Annotated in this window: 15 protein-coding genes; 10 read left to right on the top strand and 5 right to left on the bottom strand. The window is 68.1% G+C overall.

The features are described from left to right. Window positions 1-5: 5 nt before the first annotated feature. The 10 genes from uvrA (at window position 6) to BKA24_RS11405 (ending at window position 11,330) form a co-directional block, all read left to right on the top strand. Complete coding sequence (gene uvrA / locus BKA24_RS11450; RefSeq protein ID WP_184218168.1) at window positions 6-2,891, top strand: excinuclease ABC subunit UvrA; 2,886 nt, start codon at window positions 6-8, stop codon at window positions 2,889-2,891. Window position 2,892: 1 nt separating this feature from the next. Further along, complete coding sequence (uvrC, locus tag BKA24_RS11445) at window positions 2,893-4,812, top strand: excinuclease ABC subunit UvrC (protein ID WP_184218166.1); 1,920 nt, start codon at window positions 2,893-2,895, stop codon at window positions 4,810-4,812. Window positions 4,813-4,846: 34 nt separating this feature from the next. Further along, window positions 4,847-5,722: an RNase adapter RapZ gene (gene rapZ / locus BKA24_RS11440; protein WP_184218155.1), complete on the top strand. Its 876-nt coding sequence runs from the start codon at window positions 4,847-4,849 to the stop codon at window positions 5,720-5,722. A 41-nt stretch (window positions 5,723-5,763) separates the two neighbouring features. Next, window positions 5,764-6,741 carry a DNA-binding protein WhiA gene (gene whiA / locus BKA24_RS11435; protein ID WP_184218153.1) on the top strand — a complete coding sequence of 326 codons (978 nt, stop codon included), beginning with the start codon at window positions 5,764-5,766 and terminating at the stop codon, window positions 6,739-6,741. A 111-nt stretch (window positions 6,742-6,852) separates the two neighbouring features. Further along, the gene (locus tag BKA24_RS11430; RefSeq protein ID WP_184218151.1) at window positions 6,853-7,479 is read left to right on the top strand and encodes a superoxide dismutase; all 627 of its coding nucleotides are present in this window, start codon (window positions 6,853-6,855) and stop codon (window positions 7,477-7,479) included. A gap of 135 nt (window positions 7,480-7,614) precedes the next feature. Further along, the gene (gene gap / locus BKA24_RS11425; RefSeq protein ID WP_184218149.1) at window positions 7,615-8,625 is read left to right on the top strand and encodes a type I glyceraldehyde-3-phosphate dehydrogenase; all 1,011 of its coding nucleotides are present in this window, start codon (window positions 7,615-7,617) and stop codon (window positions 8,623-8,625) included. A gap of 2 nt (window positions 8,626-8,627) precedes the next feature. Then, on the top strand, window positions 8,628-9,845 hold the full coding sequence (locus BKA24_RS11420) for a phosphoglycerate kinase (protein WP_184218147.1): 1,218 nt from the start codon (window positions 8,628-8,630) through the stop codon (window positions 9,843-9,845). After that, a complete protein-coding gene (tpiA, locus tag BKA24_RS11415) occupies window positions 9,833-10,624 on the top strand; it encodes a triose-phosphate isomerase (RefSeq protein ID WP_184218145.1) in 792 nt (263 codons plus the stop codon). The genes BKA24_RS11420 and tpiA overlap by 13 nt, the downstream gene beginning before the upstream one ends. A 101-nt stretch (window positions 10,625-10,725) precedes the next feature. Further along, a complete protein-coding gene (gene secG / locus BKA24_RS11410; protein WP_184218143.1) occupies window positions 10,726-10,974 on the top strand; it encodes a preprotein translocase subunit SecG in 249 nt (82 codons plus the stop codon). Continuing rightward, the gene (locus tag BKA24_RS11405; RefSeq protein ID WP_184218141.1) at window positions 10,974-11,330 is read left to right on the top strand and encodes an RNA polymerase-binding protein RbpA; all 357 of its coding nucleotides are present in this window, start codon (window positions 10,974-10,976) and stop codon (window positions 11,328-11,330) included. Before secG ends, BKA24_RS11405 begins: the two co-directional genes overlap by 1 nt. A 58-nt stretch (window positions 11,331-11,388) precedes the next feature. On the opposite strand, the gene pgl is transcribed toward BKA24_RS11405, so the two are convergent. Genes pgl through tkt form a run of 5 tightly spaced genes read right to left on the bottom strand, consistent with a single transcriptional unit; the run spans window position 11,389 to window position 17,847 of the window. After that, entirely contained in the window at window positions 11,389-12,168 is a 780-nt protein-coding gene (gene pgl, locus BKA24_RS11400) for a 6-phosphogluconolactonase (RefSeq protein WP_184218139.1), read from the bottom strand. A gap of 7 nt (window positions 12,169-12,175) precedes the next feature. After that, a complete protein-coding gene (locus BKA24_RS11395; protein WP_184218137.1) occupies window positions 12,176-13,108 on the bottom strand; it encodes a glucose-6-phosphate dehydrogenase assembly protein OpcA in 933 nt (310 codons plus the stop codon). Then, a complete protein-coding gene (zwf, locus tag BKA24_RS11390; protein WP_184218135.1) occupies window positions 13,105-14,652 on the bottom strand; it encodes a glucose-6-phosphate dehydrogenase in 1,548 nt (515 codons plus the stop codon). The genes BKA24_RS11395 and zwf overlap by 4 nt, the downstream gene beginning before the upstream one ends. 4 nt (window positions 14,653-14,656) lie before the next feature. After that, window positions 14,657-15,769: a transaldolase gene (gene tal, locus BKA24_RS11385; RefSeq protein ID WP_184218133.1), complete on the bottom strand. Its 1,113-nt coding sequence runs from the start codon at window positions 15,767-15,769 to the stop codon at window positions 14,657-14,659. Then, window positions 15,766-17,847: a transketolase gene (tkt, locus tag BKA24_RS11380; RefSeq protein WP_184218131.1), complete on the bottom strand. Its 2,082-nt coding sequence runs from the start codon at window positions 17,845-17,847 to the stop codon at window positions 15,766-15,768. The genes tal and tkt overlap by 4 nt, the downstream gene beginning before the upstream one ends. Between the last annotated feature and the right edge of the window lie 174 nt (window positions 17,848-18,021).

The raw sequence follows: 18,021 nt of genomic DNA, 5'->3' as shown, positions 1-18,021 counted from the left end.
GACCGGTGCCCATCGTCCCCGTTCCCTCCGCCTCGAAACTCAGCGTCCGCGGCGCTCGCGTCCACAATCTGAAGGACGTCGATCTCGAGATCCCGCGTGACTCCCTCGTCGTCTTCACTGGTCTGTCCGGCTCCGGGAAGTCGAGCCTCGCATTCGACACGATCTTCGCGGAAGGGCAGCGCAGGTACATCGAATCGCTGAGCTCCTATGCGCGGCAGTTCCTCGGCCAGGTAGACCGCCCTGACGTGGACTTCATCGAGGGACTGAGCCCGGCGGTGTCCATCGACCAGAAGTCGACCAACCGGAACCCGCGCTCGACAGTCGGCACGATCACCGAGATCAACGACTACATGCGTCTGCTGTGGGCGCGCATCGGCATCCCGCACTGCCCGGAGTGCGGAGAGCAGATCCAGCGTCAGACCGTTCAGCAGATCGCCGATCAGCTCATGGAGCTGCCCGAACGCACGCGCTATCAGATCGTCGCGCCCGTCGTCACGCAGAAGAAGGGCGAATTCGTCGACCTCTTCAAGGAGCTCTCCGCAAAGGGGTACGCGCGCGCGATCGTCGACGGTGAGGTCGCACAGCTCGCCGAGCCGCCCGTCCTCAAGAAGAGCTACAAGCACGACATCGCGGTCGTCGTCGACCGCCTGGTGGCGAGCCCCGACATCCTCAGCCGGGTCACCGACTCCGTCGAGACCGCACTCGGGCTGGCTGGCGGCATCCTGCAGGTCAACTTCGTCGATGAGGAGGGCGACGCGGCCTGGCAGAGCTACAGCGAGAAGCTCGCGTGCCCCAACGGACACCCGCTCCAGCTCACCGAGATAGAACCGCGGACCTTCTCGTTCAACGCGCCCTTCGGCGCCTGCCCCGCCTGCTCCGGACTCGGCACGCGGATGTCCGTCGACACCGAACTCCTCCTCGGAGACGAGGAGCTCTCGATCGCCGAAGGCGTCATCATCCCGTGGACCACTCAGGGCAAGGGGCTGTTCCAGTACTACGAGCGCCTGCTCGTGGGCCTCGCGGACGACCTCGGATTCTCCCTCGACACGCCCTGGAAGGATCTCGACGAGGACGTGCAGAACGCCGTCCTGGCAGGCGAGAACTACAAGGTCACAGTGAAGTGGAAGAACCGCTACGGCCGTGAGATGCGGTACGCCTCGGGGTTCGAAGGAGTTATCCCGTACATCGAGCGACAGTTCACGCAGGCCGAGAGCGACACCCAGCGGCAGCGGTGGTCGGAGTTCCTGCGAGAGGTGCCGTGCCCCGTCTGCGACGGCGACCGACTGAAGCCCGAGGTCCTCTCCGTCCTCGTGCACGGTCACTCGATCGCCGACGCCTCGCGGCTCTCCCTCGGCGAGGCGCAGACCTACTTCGCGGAACTGCAGCTCACCGACCGCGAGGCCACGATCGCGGCAGCGGTGCTCCGTGAGATCCGTGCCCGTCTCGACTTCCTCATCCAGGTCGGTCTCAACTACCTCAGCCTGAGTCGCGCCGCGGGATCGCTCTCGGGCGGCGAGGCGCAGCGCATCCGACTGGCCACCCAGATCGGATCGGGCCTCACCGGCGTCCTGTACGTGCTCGACGAGCCGTCCATCGGACTCCACCAGCGCGACAACCGCCGCCTCATCGAGACCCTCGTCCGTCTGAAGAACCTGGGCAACACGCTCGTCGTCGTCGAACACGACGAGGAGACGATCCACGCCTCCGACTGGGTCGTCGACATCGGCCCGCGCGCCGGCGTCGAGGGCGGCAACGTGATCCACTCGGGTCCGGTCGAGCAGCTGCTGACGGATGAGGACTCGATCACCGGCGCGTACCTCAGCGGTCGACGTGCGATCACCATGCCCAAGAAGCGGCGCAAGGTCGACAAGGGCCGGCAGGTTCGCGTCGTGGGGGCCCGCGAGAACAACCTCAAGAACGTCACCGTCGACTTCCCCCTCGGCGTCCTGACCTCCGTCACCGGCGTCAGCGGATCGGGCAAGTCGTCTCTGGTGAACGGCATCCTCTACGAGGTGCTGGCGACCAAGCTCAACGGCGCGCGTCGAGTCGCGGGCAAGCACACGCGCGTCACCGGACTCGAGAACCTCGACAAGGTGGTTCACGTCGACCAGGCGCCCATCGGCCGCACGCCGCGCTCGAACCCGGCGACGTACACCGGCGTGTTCGATCGGATCCGGTCGCTGTTCGCCGAGACCCCCGAGGCGAAGGCGCGCGGCTACCAGCCGGGGCGCTTCAGCTTCAACATCAAGGGCGGCCGCTGCGAGGCATGCTCCGGCGACGGCACGATCAAGATCGAGATGAACTTCCTCCCCGACGTCTACGTCGACTGCGAGGTGTGCCACGGCCAGCGCTACAACCGCGACACTCTCGCCGTGCACTACAAGGGCAAGAACATCGCCGAGGTCCTCGGGATGCCGATCTCCGAGGCGGCCGAATTCTTCGAGCCGATCACCGCGATCCACCGTTACCTGAAGACCCTCGTCGACGTCGGCCTCGGCTACGTGCGGCTCGGGCAGTCGGCGACGACCCTGTCCGGTGGTGAGGCCCAGCGTGTCAAGCTCGCGACGGAGCTGCAGCGCCGGTCCAACGGTCGCACGATCTACGTGCTCGACGAGCCCACCACCGGTCTGCACTTCGAAGACGTCCAGCGCCTGCTGGACGTGCTGAACAGCCTCGTCGACAAGGGCAACACGGTGCTGGTCATCGAGCACAACCTCGACGTGATCAAGTCGTCCGACTGGGTGATCGACCTGGGCCCGGAGGGCGGCTCCGGCGGTGGAACCGTCCTCGCGACGGGAACCCCCGAGCAGATCGCCGCGGTGCCCGAGAGCCACACCGGCCAGTTCCTCGCCGAGATCCTGGAAGTGGCACCCGCACGCAAGGCGGGCTGACGTGGCATCCGCTCTGCCCTACAAGCCGAAACCGGGGGAGATCCCCACCAATCCCGGCGTCTATCGGTTCCGAGACGCCGACGGCAGGATCCTCTACGTCGGCAAGGCCAAGAACCTTCGGGCGCGGCTGTCCAACTACTTCGCACCGCTTCACACGCTCCACGAGCGGACCCGGCGCATGGTGACGACGGCGGCGAGCGTCGAATGGACGGTCGTGAAGACCGACGTCGACTCGCTGCAGCTCGAGTACACCTGGATCCAGGAGTACTCGCCGCCGTTCAACGTGCGTTACAAGGACGACAAGTCCTACCCGTACATGGCCATCACGCTCGCGGACGAAGCCCCCCGCGTGATCGTGACGCGCAACCGTCGGATCAAGGGCGCGAAGTACTTCGGGCCCTTCCCGAAGGTGTGGGCCGTCCACGACACGATCGATCAGCTCATCAAGGTGTTCCCGATCCGCACCTGCAGCGATTCGTCGTACAAGAAGGCGATGGCGTCGGGGCGACCGTGTTTCCCCGGCCAGATCGGCCGGTGCGGCGGCCCCTGCTCGATGAAGGTGACGATCGAGGAGCACCGCGCGATCGTCGACGATTTCATCGCCTTCATGTCGGGGGGCGACAAGCGGTTCACGAAGACCCTTGCCGCTCGCATGCGCGAGGCGGCCGCGGCGATGGACTACGAGGCTGCCGCCGGATACCGCGACAAGCTCCAGGCGATGGATGCCGTGTTGAATCGCAGCGCGCTCGTGTTGAGCGAGGACACGGATGCCGATCTGTTCGGCGTCGCCGAGGACGAGCTGTTCGCTGCGGTGCAGCATTTCGTGGTGCGCGGGGGGCGGGTCCGCGGGGTCCGCGCGGCCACGATCGACAAGGAGCTGGACATCACCGGCGCCGAACTCGTGGACCAGCTGCTGCAGCGCGCCTACGGTGACGCGGCGCCCGACGACGTCCCCCGACAGGTGCTGGTGCCCACACTCCCCGAGGATGCGGCCGAGCTGGAGCAGTGGCTCCAGGCCCGCCGGGGCAAGAAGGTCACCCTGCAGGTGGCTCAGCGCGGCCAGAAGGCCGATCTGATGCGGACGGCGACGATCAACGCGCAGCAGGCGCTCATGCTGCACAAGACGCGGCGCTCGAGCGACTACACGTCGCGGACGAAGGCACTGACAGATCTGCAGGAGGCGCTGGAGCTCGACGAGGCGCCGCTGCGAATCGAGTGCTTCGACGTCTCCCACCTCGGGGGGACGAACGTCGTCGCCTCGATGGTCGTCTTCGAGGACGGCCTGCCGCGAAAGGACCAGTACCGGTCGTTCTCCGTCACGGAGACCACCGACGACACGGACTCGATGTACCAGGTCCTGATGCGCCGGCTCGCTCACGTCGACCGCGATGAGGCCGAGCAGGAGCGCATCGATCCGACGGCCGAAGGTGACGTGGACACCACGCGGCGCAAGCCCCGGTTCGCGTACCGTCCGCAGCTGCTCCTCGTCGACGGTGGAAAGCCCCAGGTGGAGGCGGCGGCACGCGCACTGCGCGACAGTGGGCACACCGAGATCGCCCTGTGCGGCATCGCCAAGCGTCTCGAGGAGGTCTGGCTGCCGGGGGAGGACTTCCCCGTGATCCTCCCGCGCACGTCCGAGGCCCTGTACCTCCTGCAGCGACTCCGCGACGAAGCCCACCGCTTCGCGATCACCCACCAGCGAAAGAAGCGCCGTCGCGACATCAGCACCGTCTTGTCGGAGGTCCCCGGACTGGGCGACGCGCGCATCAAGGCGTTGCTCCGGCATTTCGGATCGGTGAGCGCGCTGCGCGGCGCGACGGTGGAGCAGATCCAGGAGCTCCCGGGCATCGGCCCGCGATTGGCCGAGAGCGTGTTCGCCCATCTCTCATCGGGTTCGGTGGCCGACGGCGAAGATCGCTAGGCTGGAGACCCGACGCGGACAGGGGTTGATCACGGTGACCGACGGGCAGACGCCAGGAGAGATCCTGATCGTCACGGGCATGTCCGGGGCCGGACGGACCACGGCCGCGAACGCGCTGGAGGACCTCGACTGGTACGTCGTCGACAATCTGCCTCCGCAGATGCTGAAGCCGCTGCTCGATCTCACGGCGCTCGCCGCGGACGCCCTTCCGAAGGTCGCCGCCGTGGTCGACGTGCGAGGCCGTCAGCTCTTCGGTGAGCTGCCCGCCGTCACCCGGGCGCTCCGCGGCGGCCGCCAGCTCCGGGTGTTGTTCCTGGATGCCGCGGACGACGTGCTCGTCCGCCGTTTCGAAGCCGTGCGCCGCCCGCACCCCCTTCAGGGCGAGGGCACGATCCTCGACGGCATCCGCCGGGAACGGGAGCGGGTCGCGTCGATCCGCGAGGCTGCGGATCTGATCGTGGACACCAGCAGCCTCAACATCCACCAGCTCGCCAGCCGTATCGTCGACCACTTCAGCGAAGCGGGCGATGCGCGCCACACCGTCACAGTGATGAGCTTCGGTTTCAAGTACGGCCTGCCGCCCGACGTCGATCTCGTCGCGGACATGCGGTTCCTGCCGAACCCCTACTGGGAGCCCGATCTCCGTGCCCTGACGGGTGAGGACGAGGCTGTGCGGGAGTTCGTCCTCGGGCAGGAGGGCGCCGTCGAGTTCATCGACGCGTACGCCGCTGCACTCCGCCCGGTCCTGCAGGGCTATCAGCGGGAGAACAAGCGTCACTCCGTTGTCGCCATCGGCTGCACGGGCGGCAAGCATCGATCCGTGGTCACCTCGCTGGAGCTCGCGGATCGGCTGACGTCGGAGCACGGGGTGGCGGTCCGGGTCACGCACCGCGACCTCGGTCGCGAGTAAGCTGATCCTTTGTCCCCGACCGCCTCTCCCGAAGGATCGACGTGCCCCTGACTGCTGACGTGAAGACGGAGTTGACCTCGGTTCGGGACCCTCGACCCACCGCTCGGGTGGCCGAACTGACGACGATCCTCCGCTTCTCGGGCGGACTGCACTCCATCGCAGGTCGGGTTGCCGTCGAGGCGGAGCTCGAGACCGACGTCCTCGCCCGCCGCGTGGCGCGGGATCTCATGGAGATCTACGGCGTTCGGCCCGAGCTCGCCCACGTGCAGGCCTCCGGGGGACGCACCGGCAACCACTTCGCCGTCCGGGTCATCGAGGGCGGCGAGACGCTCGCCCGGCAGACCGGGCTGCTCGACCCCCGTCGCCGTCCGGTGCGCGGTCTTCCGAACAAGATCACGACCGGCGCGCGTCCCGATCTCGCCGCCGTGTGGCGGGGCGCCTTCCTGGCCGCGGGAACCCTGACCGACCCGGGCCGATCCGCGGCGCTCGAGGTGGCCTGCCCCTCCGGTGAGGCCGCCATGGCCCTCGTCGGTGCGGCACACCGCCTCGGCATCGCCGCCAAGGCTCGCGAGGTGCGCGGCATCCCGCGCGTCGTCGTTCGCGACGGTGAAGCGATCCGGACGGCGCTGCTGGTGATGGGTGCCCAGAAGACGGCAGCGGCGTGGGAGGAGATGAGGCAACGACGTGAGGTGCGCGCCGGCGTGAACCGCCTCGTCAACTTCGACGATGCGAACCTCCGCCGTTCCGCTCAGGCCGCCGTCGCCGCGTGTGCTCGCGTGGAGCGCGCGCTGGAGATCCTCGGTGACACGGTGCCCGACCACCTCAAGCAGGCCGGTGATCTGCGCCTCGCGCACCGCGATGCGAGCCTCGACGAACTCGGTCATCACGCCGACCCGCCTCTGACGAAGGATGCCGTAGCGGGACGGATCCGGCGACTGCTGGCGATGGCGGACAAGAAGGCCGCGCAGGACGGCGTGCCCGACACCGAGTCCGCGGTCCCCGCCGGGCTCGAGGACTGAGCGTTACATTCCTTCTTCTCGGGAAGCAACGGGGTGCCCGGGCGGTTGGCCCTCAATAGGATGAATCCGATCAGCCGCGCTTCGGCGCGGCACCAACCGAAGGAAGAGGACATGGCGAAGTACACGTTGCCCGAACTCCCGTACGACTACTCCGCGCTCGAGCCGAGCATCAGCGGAAAGATCATGGAGCTTCATCACTCGAAGCACCACCAGGCGTACGTCACCGGCGCGAACACCGCTCTGGAGCAGCTCGTCGAGGCCCGTGACAGCGGCAACCTCGCGAACGTGAACAAGCTCGAGAAGGACCTCGCGTTCAACCTCGGCGGCCACGTCAACCACTCGATCTTCTGGACCAACCTCGCGCCCGCATCGCAGGGTGGCGGCGGCGAGCCCGAGGGCGAGCTGCGCGCAGCGATCGACGAGTTCTTCGGCAGCTTCGACAAGTTCCAGGCGCACTTCACCGCCGCCGCGACCGGCATCCAGGGCTCGGGCTGGGCCGTCCTCAGCTGGGACCCGATCGGACAGCAGCTGATCATCCAGCAGCTTTTCGACCAGCAGTCGAACACCGCCCAGGGCACGGTCCCGATCTTCCAGCTGGACATGTGGGAGCACGCCTTCTACCTGGACTACCTCAACGTCAAGGCCGACTACGTCAAGGCCGCGTGGAACATCGCGAACTGGCAGAACGTCGCGCAGCGTCTCGACGCCGCTCGCGAGAAGACGGCCGGCCTGCTCTAGTAGTAGTGTCGTAAACAGGTGAGGATGCCGGGCTCCTCCCGGCGACGGGGGCAGAGTTCCGGCATCCTCTCTCTTTTTCAGCACATCGCGTTCGGCTCCTGACGGCGCCCGGCGCGACGAGAAACGGGAGACAACGTGTCTGTCAAGATCGGCATCAACGGCTTCGGCCGAATCGGACGCAACTTCCTTCGCGCGGCTCTCGCGCAGGGAGCTGACCTCGAGATCGTGGCGGTGAACGACCTCACCGACAACAAGAGCCTCGCCCACCTCCTGAAGTACGACTCCGTCGGCGGCCGTCTGGACGCCGAGGTCTCGTACAGCGAGGACTCCATCACCGTCAACGGCAAGACCATCAAGGTCTTCGAAGAGCGCGACCCGGCGAACCTGCCCTGGGGCGAGCTCGGCGTCGACATCGTCATCGAGTCGACCGGTCGCTTCACCAAGGCCGCTGACGCCAAGAAGCACATCGCCGGCGGCGCCAAGAAGGTCATCATCTCGGCTCCCGGCACCGACGTCGACGGCACGTTCGTCATGGGCGTCAACGACGGCACCTACGACCCGGAGACGATGCACGTCATCTCCAACGCGTCGTGCACCACCAACTGCCTCGCGCCCATCGCCAAGGTCTTCAACGACAACTTCGGCATCGAGCGCGGCTTCATGATGACGGCGCACGCCTACACCGCCGACCAGAACCTCCAGGACGGCCCCCACGGCGACCTGCACCGTGCTCGCGCGGCTGCCATCAACATCGTCCCCGCTGCCACCGGTGCCGCCAAGGCCATCGGCCACGTGCTGCCCGAACTGAACGGCAAGCTCAGCGGCTCGTCGTACCGCGTGCCCGTGCCCACCGGCTCGATCGTCGACCTCACGGTCATCACCCCGACCGAGGGCCTGACCGCCGAGGTCATCAATGCGGCCTTCGAGAAGGCGGCTGCCGAGGGTGAGCTCGTCGGCTACCTGAAGTACAACACCGACGCGATCGTGTCGAGCGACATCCAGCTCGACCCGCACTCGTCCGTCTTCGACGCCGGCCAGACCAACGTCTCGGGCAACCTCGTGAAGATCTCGTCGTGGTACGACAACGAGTGGGGATACTCGAACCGTCTCGTCGACATCACCGAGCTCGTCGCCAGCAAGCTCTGACGATGGCTCTGCGCACCCTCGATTCGCTGGGTACGCTCGCAGGCAAGCGTGTCATCGTCCGTGTTGACTTCAACGTCCCCCTGAAGGACGGCGTCATCACGGACGATGGCCGCGTGCGCGCCGCGTTGCCCACGCTCACCGCACTCGTGGGCCAGGGCGCCCGGGTGATCGCGGTCTCGCACCTCGGTCGTCCCGACGGTGCACCCGACGCGAAGTACAGCCTGGCCCCGGTGGCCGAGCGGCTCGCCGAGCTGCTCGAGGCGCCCGTGGTGTTCGCGAGCGACACCGTCGGCGCGTCTGCACAAGAGGTCGTCGCCGGCCTCGGCGACGGACAGGTCGCCGTTCTCGAGAACCTTCGGTTCAACGCGGGCGAGACGGCGAAGGACGACGCAACCCGCGCCGCCTTCGCCGCGGAGCTGGCGGCGCTGGGCGATGCCCTGGTCTCCGACGGGTTCGGCGTCGTGCACCGCAAGCAGGCGTCGGTCTACGACCTCGCCGAGCTGCTGCCCTCCGCAGCGGGGCTCCTCATCGAGAAGGAGGTCGACGTCCTCGACCGCCTGACCGAGCGTCCGGAGCGGCCGTACGCAGTCGTGCTCGGCGGATCGAAGGTCAGCGACAAGCTGGGCGTGATCGAGCACCTGCTGCCGAGGGTCGACAAGATCCTCGTCGGCGGCGGCATGCTGTTCACCTTCCTCGCGGCGCAGGGACACAAGGTCGGCAAGAGCCTCCTCGAAGAGGACCAGCTCGACACCGTCCGCGGATACATGGAATCGGCGCGGGAGCGCGGGGTGGAGATCATCCTGCCGGTCGATGCCGTCATGGCATCCGGTTTCGCCGCCGACGCCGACCATGTGGTCGCCGCCGCGGACGCGCTGGAGGACACCGCTTTCGGTGCCGAGGGCATGGGTCTCGACATCGGCCCGAAGACCGCCGAGCTGTTCGCCGACGCCATCCGTCAGGCGAAGACGGTCTTCTGGAACGGCCCCATGGGCGTGTTCGAGATGCCGGCGTTCGCCGCCGGCACGAAGGCTGTCGCACAGTCGCTCACCGACGTCGACGGGTTGTCGGTCGTCGGTGGGGGAGACTCCGCCGCCGCTGTTCGCCAGCTCGGTTTCGATGACGAACAGTTCGGTCACATCTCGACCGGCGGAGGCGCGAGCCTCGAATTCCTCGAGGGCAAGAAGCTGCCCGGATTGGAGATCCTCGGATGGGAAGCGTGAGCCGGAAGCCGCTCATCGCCGGCAACTGGAAGATGAACCTCGACCACCTGCAGGCGGTCGCGTTCGTCCAGAAGCTGCACTGGACCCTGAAGGATGCCGCGCACGAGAGCGACGCGGTGGAGGTTGCGGTCTTCCCGCCCTTCACCGACATCCGCACCGTGCAGACGCTCGTCGATGCCGACAAGATCCCGTTCGCCTTGGGCGCGCAGGACCTGTCGACGCAGGACTCGGGCGCATACACCGGCGAGATCTCGGGAGCGTTCCTGAAGAAGCTCGACGCGTCGTACGTCATCATCGGCCACTCCGAGCGTCGTCAGTACCACCACGAGACGGACGAGCTCGTCGGCGCGAAGGTCCAGGCCGCGTTGCGTCATGGCCTCGTCCCGGTCGTGTGCGTCGGCGAGACCCTCGAACAGCGCGAGGAGTCCGGGCCAACCGCGGTCTCGGTCGCGCAGCTCGAGGTCGCCCTGCAGGGGATCTCGGCCGACGCCGACATCGTCGTGGCGTATGAGCCCGTGTGGGCCATCGGCACCGGTCAGGTGGCGTCGCCCGAGCAGGCCCAGGAGGTCTGCGCCGCGCTGCGTGCGGTCGTCGCCGACGTCCTCGGGGAGGAAGCGGCGGCCCGGACCCGGATCCTGTACGGCGGATCGGTGAAGTCGGGCAACATCGCGAGCTTCATGCGCGAACCCGATGTGGATGGTGCCCTGGTGGGTGGAGCGAGCCTCGTCGCCGACGAGTTCGCCGCGATCATCCGCTACCAAAAGCACGTCGGCGTGTGACCGCCGCGCGGCGCGGACCCCTACCCGGGACCGCGCCGCGCAGCCGGTATACTCGTGCACTGTGCGCCGACCGTTCGGCGACCCGAAAGGCTTGAACGACTGTGGACATCCTCCAGCTTGTGCTGCAGGTGCTGCTGGGCATCACCAGCCTCCTGCTCACCCTCCTGATCCTTCTGCACAAGGGTCGCGGCGGCGGCCTCTCCGACATGTTCGGCGGTGGCATGAGTTCCGCGATGGGCTCGTCGGGTCTCGCGGAGCGCAACCTCAACCGCTTCACCATCATCCTGGCGCTCGTCTGGTTCGTCGCCATCGTCGCCCTCGGCCTCATCACGAAGTTCCAGGGCATCTGATGGCCACCGGGGGGAACGCCATCCGTGGCACGCGCGTCGGCGCGGGACCGATGGGGGAGCAGGATCACGGTCACCACGCGGACCGCGTCGCCGTCTCGTACTGGGACGCGCTCGGCAACGAGACCGTCCGCTACTTCGCGGCGGGAATCCCCGAAGAGGAGATCCCCGAGACGATCGACTCGCCGCACTCCGGCCTTCCGGCCGGTCGCGACAAGGCCAATCCGCCGGCAGTCGCCAAGACCGAGCCCTACAAGACGCACCTCGCCTACGTGAAGGAGCGTCGCAGCGACGACGAGGCGGACTCGATCCTCGAGGACGCCCTCAAGCAGCTTCGCGAGCGCCGCGGTCAGGACTGATCGTTCGCGCACAGACGCCACCTCGTCAAGGACGGGGTGGCGTCTCGCTTTTCGAGGCTCAGAACTCCGGGTCGATGAGCTCTTCGGGCACCGAGCCCGCGGCTGCCTCATCCACGAAGAAGACCGTCTGCTTCCGCCCCTTCGCTCCCGCTGCGGGGACCGAGTGGTAGCTCGCCCCCGCGAGCGCGAGTCCGAGCGCGGACGCCTTGTCGACGCCGGGGAGGACGAGCCAGACACGGCGCGACGAGTTGAGCACGCGACGGGTCAGGGTGAGGCGCTCCGCAGGAGGCAGCGGAGAATCACGCACCGGGAGAACCGTGTGTTCGACATCGGCGATCTCGGTGCGGTCGGGGAACAGTGAGGCGATGTGGCCGTCGGGCCCGACGCCGAGGAAGCACACGCTGAAGACCGGCCAGGCCTGCTCGTCCGTGCCGAAGCTCGCGAGCTCGTCGGCGTAGCGCCGGGCGGCTTCTTCGACATCGATCCCCGCATCGGATGCGGCGAAGCGATGCAGGTTGTCCGAAGGGATGCCGATGTGGTGGAGGAAGGCATCGGAGGCGGCGGCGTCGTTGCGTTCGGGGGAGTCGGCGGGCACGAAGCGCTCATCCGCCCACCAGACGTGGACCCCCGACCAGTCCACGCCCTCGCGGGAGCTGCTGTGGCCCGCGGCACGGAGGACGGCCGTGACGGCGGTGCCGCCACTGATCAGCACGTGGGTCGTCTTGCCGGCAGAGCTGCGCTTGGACACCCGCTGCAGGAAGCGCTCGGCGACGCCGGAGGCAAGCGCCTCGGCATCCTTGATGACGACGACGCGCTTCTCTGCCCGGAACTCCGACATATGACTCCTACCTCGTGGGAGGCTCGAGGAGCGCCCAGCCGTCTGTGATCACTCGACCATACAAGAGGTCGGGATCCAGTCGGCGCAGCTCTTCGGCGAGACACTCCCGCAGCGACCTGCGCGGCAGCACGATGTCGTGCGTGGGCTGGCCTGGCTGGGTCAGCGTGGCATCCGTCTCGTTGGAGCGCTCGAGGACGATGTCACCCGACGCGCGTACGAGCCGCACCGAGCGGATGCCGTGGCTCCATTCCTCGGCCGGAGCGTAGCGCCACTCGACGGGCACATCGAGCTTCATCCGCAGCCAGGCCGCGAGGAGCCCGGTCGACGGGGAGTCCCCTGCGCCGACGACCTCGACACCGATGACGGATTCGTAGGGCGGCTGGTCGAGGACCGCGGCGAGCTGCTCGCGCCAGTGCGTGAGTCTCGTCCATGCCAGGTCGGTGTCGCCGGGCTTGTAGACGTGGCCGAGCGACGCGAGCCGATCGCTCACGTAGGGCTTGGTGGATGCGTCGGTGATGCGACGCTGCGCCATCCGCCCGATCGCCGAGGAGGCGGGCGCGGAGGGCGGGTCCTCGGGCCACCATGCGACGACGGGGGCGTCGGGCAGCAGCAGGCCGTTCACGAGGCTCTCCTGGTTGTCGGCGGCCTCGCCGCGCGCCCGCAGGACGACGACCTCGCTGGCGCCGGCGTCTCCGCCGACACGGATCTGCGCGTCGAGACCCGTCGCGGCGTCGGGCTGAACGACGAGGACGATCACGCGCATGGGGTGCTCACGCGACGCGGCGTTGGCCGCTTCGATCGCCTCTTCGTCGAAACCGCCGGTGGAGACGATGACGAGGGTGAGGACACGGCCGAGCGCGACGGCTCCGCCTTCCTCACGGACGCTGACGAGCTTCTTCGCGATGGTGGACACCGTGGTGTCCGGCAGATCGACGATCACGGGCGCCTCCAGACGCGGCCGTCGCGGGCCAGGAGTTCATCGGCGGACGGGGGGCCCCACGAGCCGGGGGAGTACTGCTCCAGCTGCTGGTCCTGAGCGGCCCAGTACTCCTCGACGGGGTCGAGGATGCGCCACGAGAGTTCGACTTCCTCGTGCCGCGGGAACAGGGGCGGGTCGCCGAGGAGGACATCGAGGATGAGCCGCTCGTAGGCCTCTGGGCTGGACTCGGTGAAGGCGTGGCCGTAGCCGAAGTCCATCGTGACGTCGCGCACTTCGTTGCCGGCGCCGGGCACCTTGGAGCCGAAGCGGAGGGTGACGCCCTCGTCGGGCTGGATGCGGATGACGAGAGCGTTCTGGCCCAGCTGCAGGGCCTGGCTGCGCAGGAACAGCAGGGGCGGCGTGTGCTTGAACACGACGGCGATCTCGGTCACCCGGCGGCCGAGACGCTTGCCAGTGCGGAGGTAGAACGGCACGCCGTTCCAGCGCCGCGTCGCGATCTCGAGCTTGATCGCCGCGTACGTCTCGGTGGTCGAGGCGGGGTTCATCCCGTCTTCGTCGAGGAAGCCCGTGACGTTCTCGCCGCCCTGCCATCCACCGGCGTACTGACCGCGGGCGGTGGCCGTCGAGAGGTCGTCCGGAAGCTTCACCGCGGCGAGCACCTTCTCCTTCTCGGCGCGCAGGTGCTCGGCGTCGAGGGAGATGGGCTCCTCCATCGCCGTGAGGGCGAGGAGCTGCAGCAGGTGGTTCTGGATGACGTCGCGCGCGGCGCCGATGCCGTCGTAGTAGCCGGCGCGACCTCCGACGCCGATGTCCTCGGCCATCGTGATCTGCACGTGGTCGACGTAGTTCGCGTTCCACAGCGGCTCGTAGAGCTCGTTGGCGAAGCGCAGCGCGAGGATGTTCTGCACCGTCTCCTTGCCGAGGTAGTGATCGATGCGGAAGATCGCGTCAGCGGGGAAGGCGACTTCGAGTGCCTCGTTGAGCTCCCGTGCGGTCTGCAGGTCGCTGCCGAACGGCTTCTCAATCACCACGCGACGCCAGCGGTCGCTGTCGGCGGTGTCGTCGACGAGGCCGGAGTCGCGCAGCTGGCGGGCGACCGTGGGGAAGTCCTTCGGCGGGATCGACAGGTAGTACGCGTGGTTTCCCATCGTGCCGCGCTCCACGTCGAGGCGCTCGACCGTCTCACGGAGGCGGGCGAAGGATGCCGCGTCGTCGAACTCGCCCTGCACGAAACGGATGCCCTGCAGCAGCTGCTTCCAGGTCTCTTCGCGGAACGGCGTTCGTGCGTGCTGACGGACAGCGTCGTAGACGACCTTCGCGAAGTCCTGGTCCTCCCAGTCGCGTCGGGCGAATCCGACGAGGGCGAACCCCGGCGGAAGGAGCCCGCGATTGGCGAGGTCGTACACGGCCGGCATCAGCTTCTTGCGGGACAGGTCGCCCGTCACACCGAAGATGACCAGCGCGCTGGGACCGGCGATCCGGTTCAATCGTCGATCGTCGGGGTCGCGGAGGGGGTTCACCCCGCGGGAGATCTCTGCAGCCATCGACTCAGCGTGCCGCGTCGAGAGCGTCGCGGACGGTCGCCTGCAGGTCGTGCCACGAGACGATGAACTTCTCCACGCCCTCGTCCTCGAGCACCTGCGTGACGTCGACGAGGTCGACGCCGGCCGCAGCGAGCTCGTCGAAGGTCCGGTGCGCGTCGGCGTAGGCGCCGGTGACGGTGTCGCCGGTGATCACCCCGTGATCGAAGGTCGCCTCGAGCGTCTTCTCCGGCATCGTGTTGACAGTGCCGGGGGCGACGAGCTCGGTGACATAGAGGGTGTCGGGAAGCGCGGGGTCCTTGACGCCGGTCGAGGCCCACAGGGGGCGCTGGACGGTGGCGCCGGCGGCGATGAGCTCGACGGCGCGGGGCTCGGCGAACGTCTTCTCGAAGAGCTCGTACGCGAGGCGTGCGTTGGCGAGGCCGGCCTTGCCCTTCAGGGCGGTCGCAGCGGGCGTGCCGATCGCGTCGAGCCGCTTGTCGACCTCGGTGTCCACGCGCGACACGAAGAACGAGGCGACGGAGTGAATCGTCGCGATGTCGTGGCCGTTCGCGGCGGCCTCACGGATGCCGGTGAGGTACGCGTCGATCACTGCGGCGTAGCGCTCGAGCGAGAAGATCAGCGTCACGTTGACGGAGATGCCCTCGGCGAGCACGGCGCTGATGGCGGGCAGGCCCGCCAGGGTGGCGGGGATCTTGATGAGGGTGTTCGGCCGGTCGACCTTGGCCCACAGCTCCTTGGCCTGCGCGATGGTCGCCTCGGTGTCGTGGGCGAGATCGGGGGAGACCTCGATTGAGACGCGGCCGTCGACGCCGTCGGTTTCGTCGAACACCGGACGGAAGATGTCGGCCGCGTCACGCACGTCGGTCGTCGTGATCTCGAAGATCGCGGTGTCGACATCGGCGCCGTTCTGTGCGAGAGCGACCAGCGGTGCGTCGTACGAGTCGTCGTTCTTGTTGCCGATGGCGGCCTGGAAGATGGACGGGTTCGTCGTCACGCCGACGACGTCGCGCTTCTGGATCAGCTCGGCGAGGTTGCCGCTGTCGATCCGCGAGCGGGAGAGGTCGTCGAGCCAGATGCTGACGCCGGCGGCGGACAAATCTGCGGTGGGGGTGCTCATGCGTTCTCCTTGACAGTTGCGCGTGCCGCTTCCACGACCGCTTCGGCGGTGACGCCGAACTTCTCGAACAGGGTCTTGTAATCGGCCGACGCGCCGAAGTGATCGATGCCCACGGTCCGGCCGCGGTCGCCGACGAGGCCACGCCACAGTCCGGTCGCGCCCGCCTCGATCGAGACGCGGGCGGTCACGGCGGCTGGGAGGACGGACTCGCGGTAGGCGGCATCCTGCTCGGCGAACCACTCGAGGCTCGGCGCCGACACGACGCGGGCGTTGATGCCCTCCTCGGCGAGAGTCTCGCGTGCCACGACGGCGAGCTGCACCTCGGAGCCGGTGGCGATCAGGACGACGTCGGGCTTCGCGTCGGGCGCATCGATGAGAACGTACGCACCCTTGGCGACACCTTCGGTCGTCGCGAACCCGTTCTCGCCGCGCGGGAAGACCGCGATGTTCTGGCGGGTGAGGGCGATGCCGGTGGGGCCGCCCTGGCGACGCAGGATCTCGAGCCACGCCGCTGCCGTCTCGTTGGCGTCCGCGGGACGCACCACGGTGAAGTTCGGGATGAGGCGGAGCGTGGCGAGCTGCTCGATGGGCTGGTGGGTCGGCCCGTCTTCACCGAGGGCGACCGAGTCGTGCGTCCAGACGAACACCGAGGGGATGTCCATCAGTGCGGCCAGGCGCACGGCCGGGCGCATGTAGTCGCTGAAGATCAGGAACGTGCCGCCGAAAGGGCGTGTCGGTCCGTGCAGCTTGATGCCGTTGACGATCGCACCCATGGCGTGCTCGCGGATGCCGAAGTGGAGCACACGTCCGTACGGGTCGCCCGACCATTCGTGGGTCGACCACTCGGCGGGGATGAAGCTCTTCGCGTCCTTGATGGTCGTGAGGTTCGACTCGGCGAGGTCCGCCGATCCGCCCCACAGCTCGGGGAGCTCGGCCGCGAGTGCGTTCAGCACCACGCCCGACGCCGCGCGGGTCGACACGTCCTTGCCCGCCTCGAACGTCGGCAGGGCGTCCTCGATGCCGTCGGGGAGCGTGGCCGCCTCGAGGCGGTCGAGCAGCGTTTTGCGCTCGGGGTTGGCGGCCGCCCAGGCGTCGAAGGACTCCTGCCACGCCGCCCGGTCGGATGCCGCGCGCTCGGCGAGCGAACGCGTGTGAGCGATCACGTCATCCGCGACCGCGAACGTCTCCTCGGGATCGAACCCGAGGACCTTCTTCGTCGCGGCGAGCTCGTCGGCACCCAGCGCGGAGCCGTGGATCTTGCCGGTGTTCTGCTTGCCGGGAGCCGGCCAGCCGATGATCGTCTTCAGGATGATGAGCGAGGGCTTCGCGGTCTCGGCCTTCGCTGCCTCGATCGCGGAGTGCAAGGCGGCGACGTCCTCGACGTATTCGCCCGTCTTCTTCCAGTCCACGACCTGGACCTGCCAGCCGTATGCCTCGTACCGGGCCTGCACGTCCTCGGTGAAAGCCACGTTCGTGTCGTCCTCGATCGAGATCTGGTTCGAGTCGTAGATCGCGATGAGGTTGCCGAGCTGCTGGTGACCGGCGAGGGAGCCCGCTTCGGCGGTGACGCCCTCCTGCAGGTCGCCGTCGCCCGCGACCACGAAGACGTGGTGGTCGAACGGGCTCGTGCCCGCCGCGGCATCCGGGTCGAACAGACCCCGCTCGTAGCGGGCGGCATAGGCGAACCCGACGGCCGAGGCCAGGCCCTGGCCGAGCGGTCCCGTCGTGATCTCGACGCCCTTGGTGTGGCCGTACTCCGGGTGGCCCGGGGTCAGCGAGCCCCACGTGCGCAGCGTCTTGAGGTCGTCGAGCTCGAGGCCGAAACCGCCCAGGTAGAGCTGCACGTACTGGGTGAGGGAGGAGTGGCCCGCAGAGAGGATGAAGCGGTCGCGACCGAGCCAGTGGGTGTCGGTGGGGTCGTGACGGAGAACCCGCTGGTACAGCAGGTACGCGGCGGGGGCCAGGCTCATGGCCGTGCCCGGGTGGCCGTTGCCGACCTTCTCCACCGCATCCGCGGCCAGTACGCGCGCGGTGTCCACCGCGCGCCGGTCGATCTCATCCCAAGCCAGCTCTGACACCTGGTCGCCTTTCGTCACGGGTCGGCGCGGACGAGGGCCTGCAAAAGAGGGGTGTCGTCCCGCGCGCGGGACTTTCAGCATATCCAGCCGGGCCCTTCGTCGGGGCCGGATCGGCGCTCTGTGACGAACTTTGGCAAAGGGTTGCCATGGGCCTGCTCGAAATGGATGCCGTAG

Source organism: Microbacterium marinum (assembly GCF_014204835.1).
GTDB lineage: Bacteria > Actinomycetota > Actinomycetes > Actinomycetales > Microbacteriaceae > Microbacterium > Microbacterium marinum.
The sequence above is the reverse complement of the archived record's forward strand: the minus strand, read 5'-3'. Positions and strand labels throughout refer to the sequence as shown.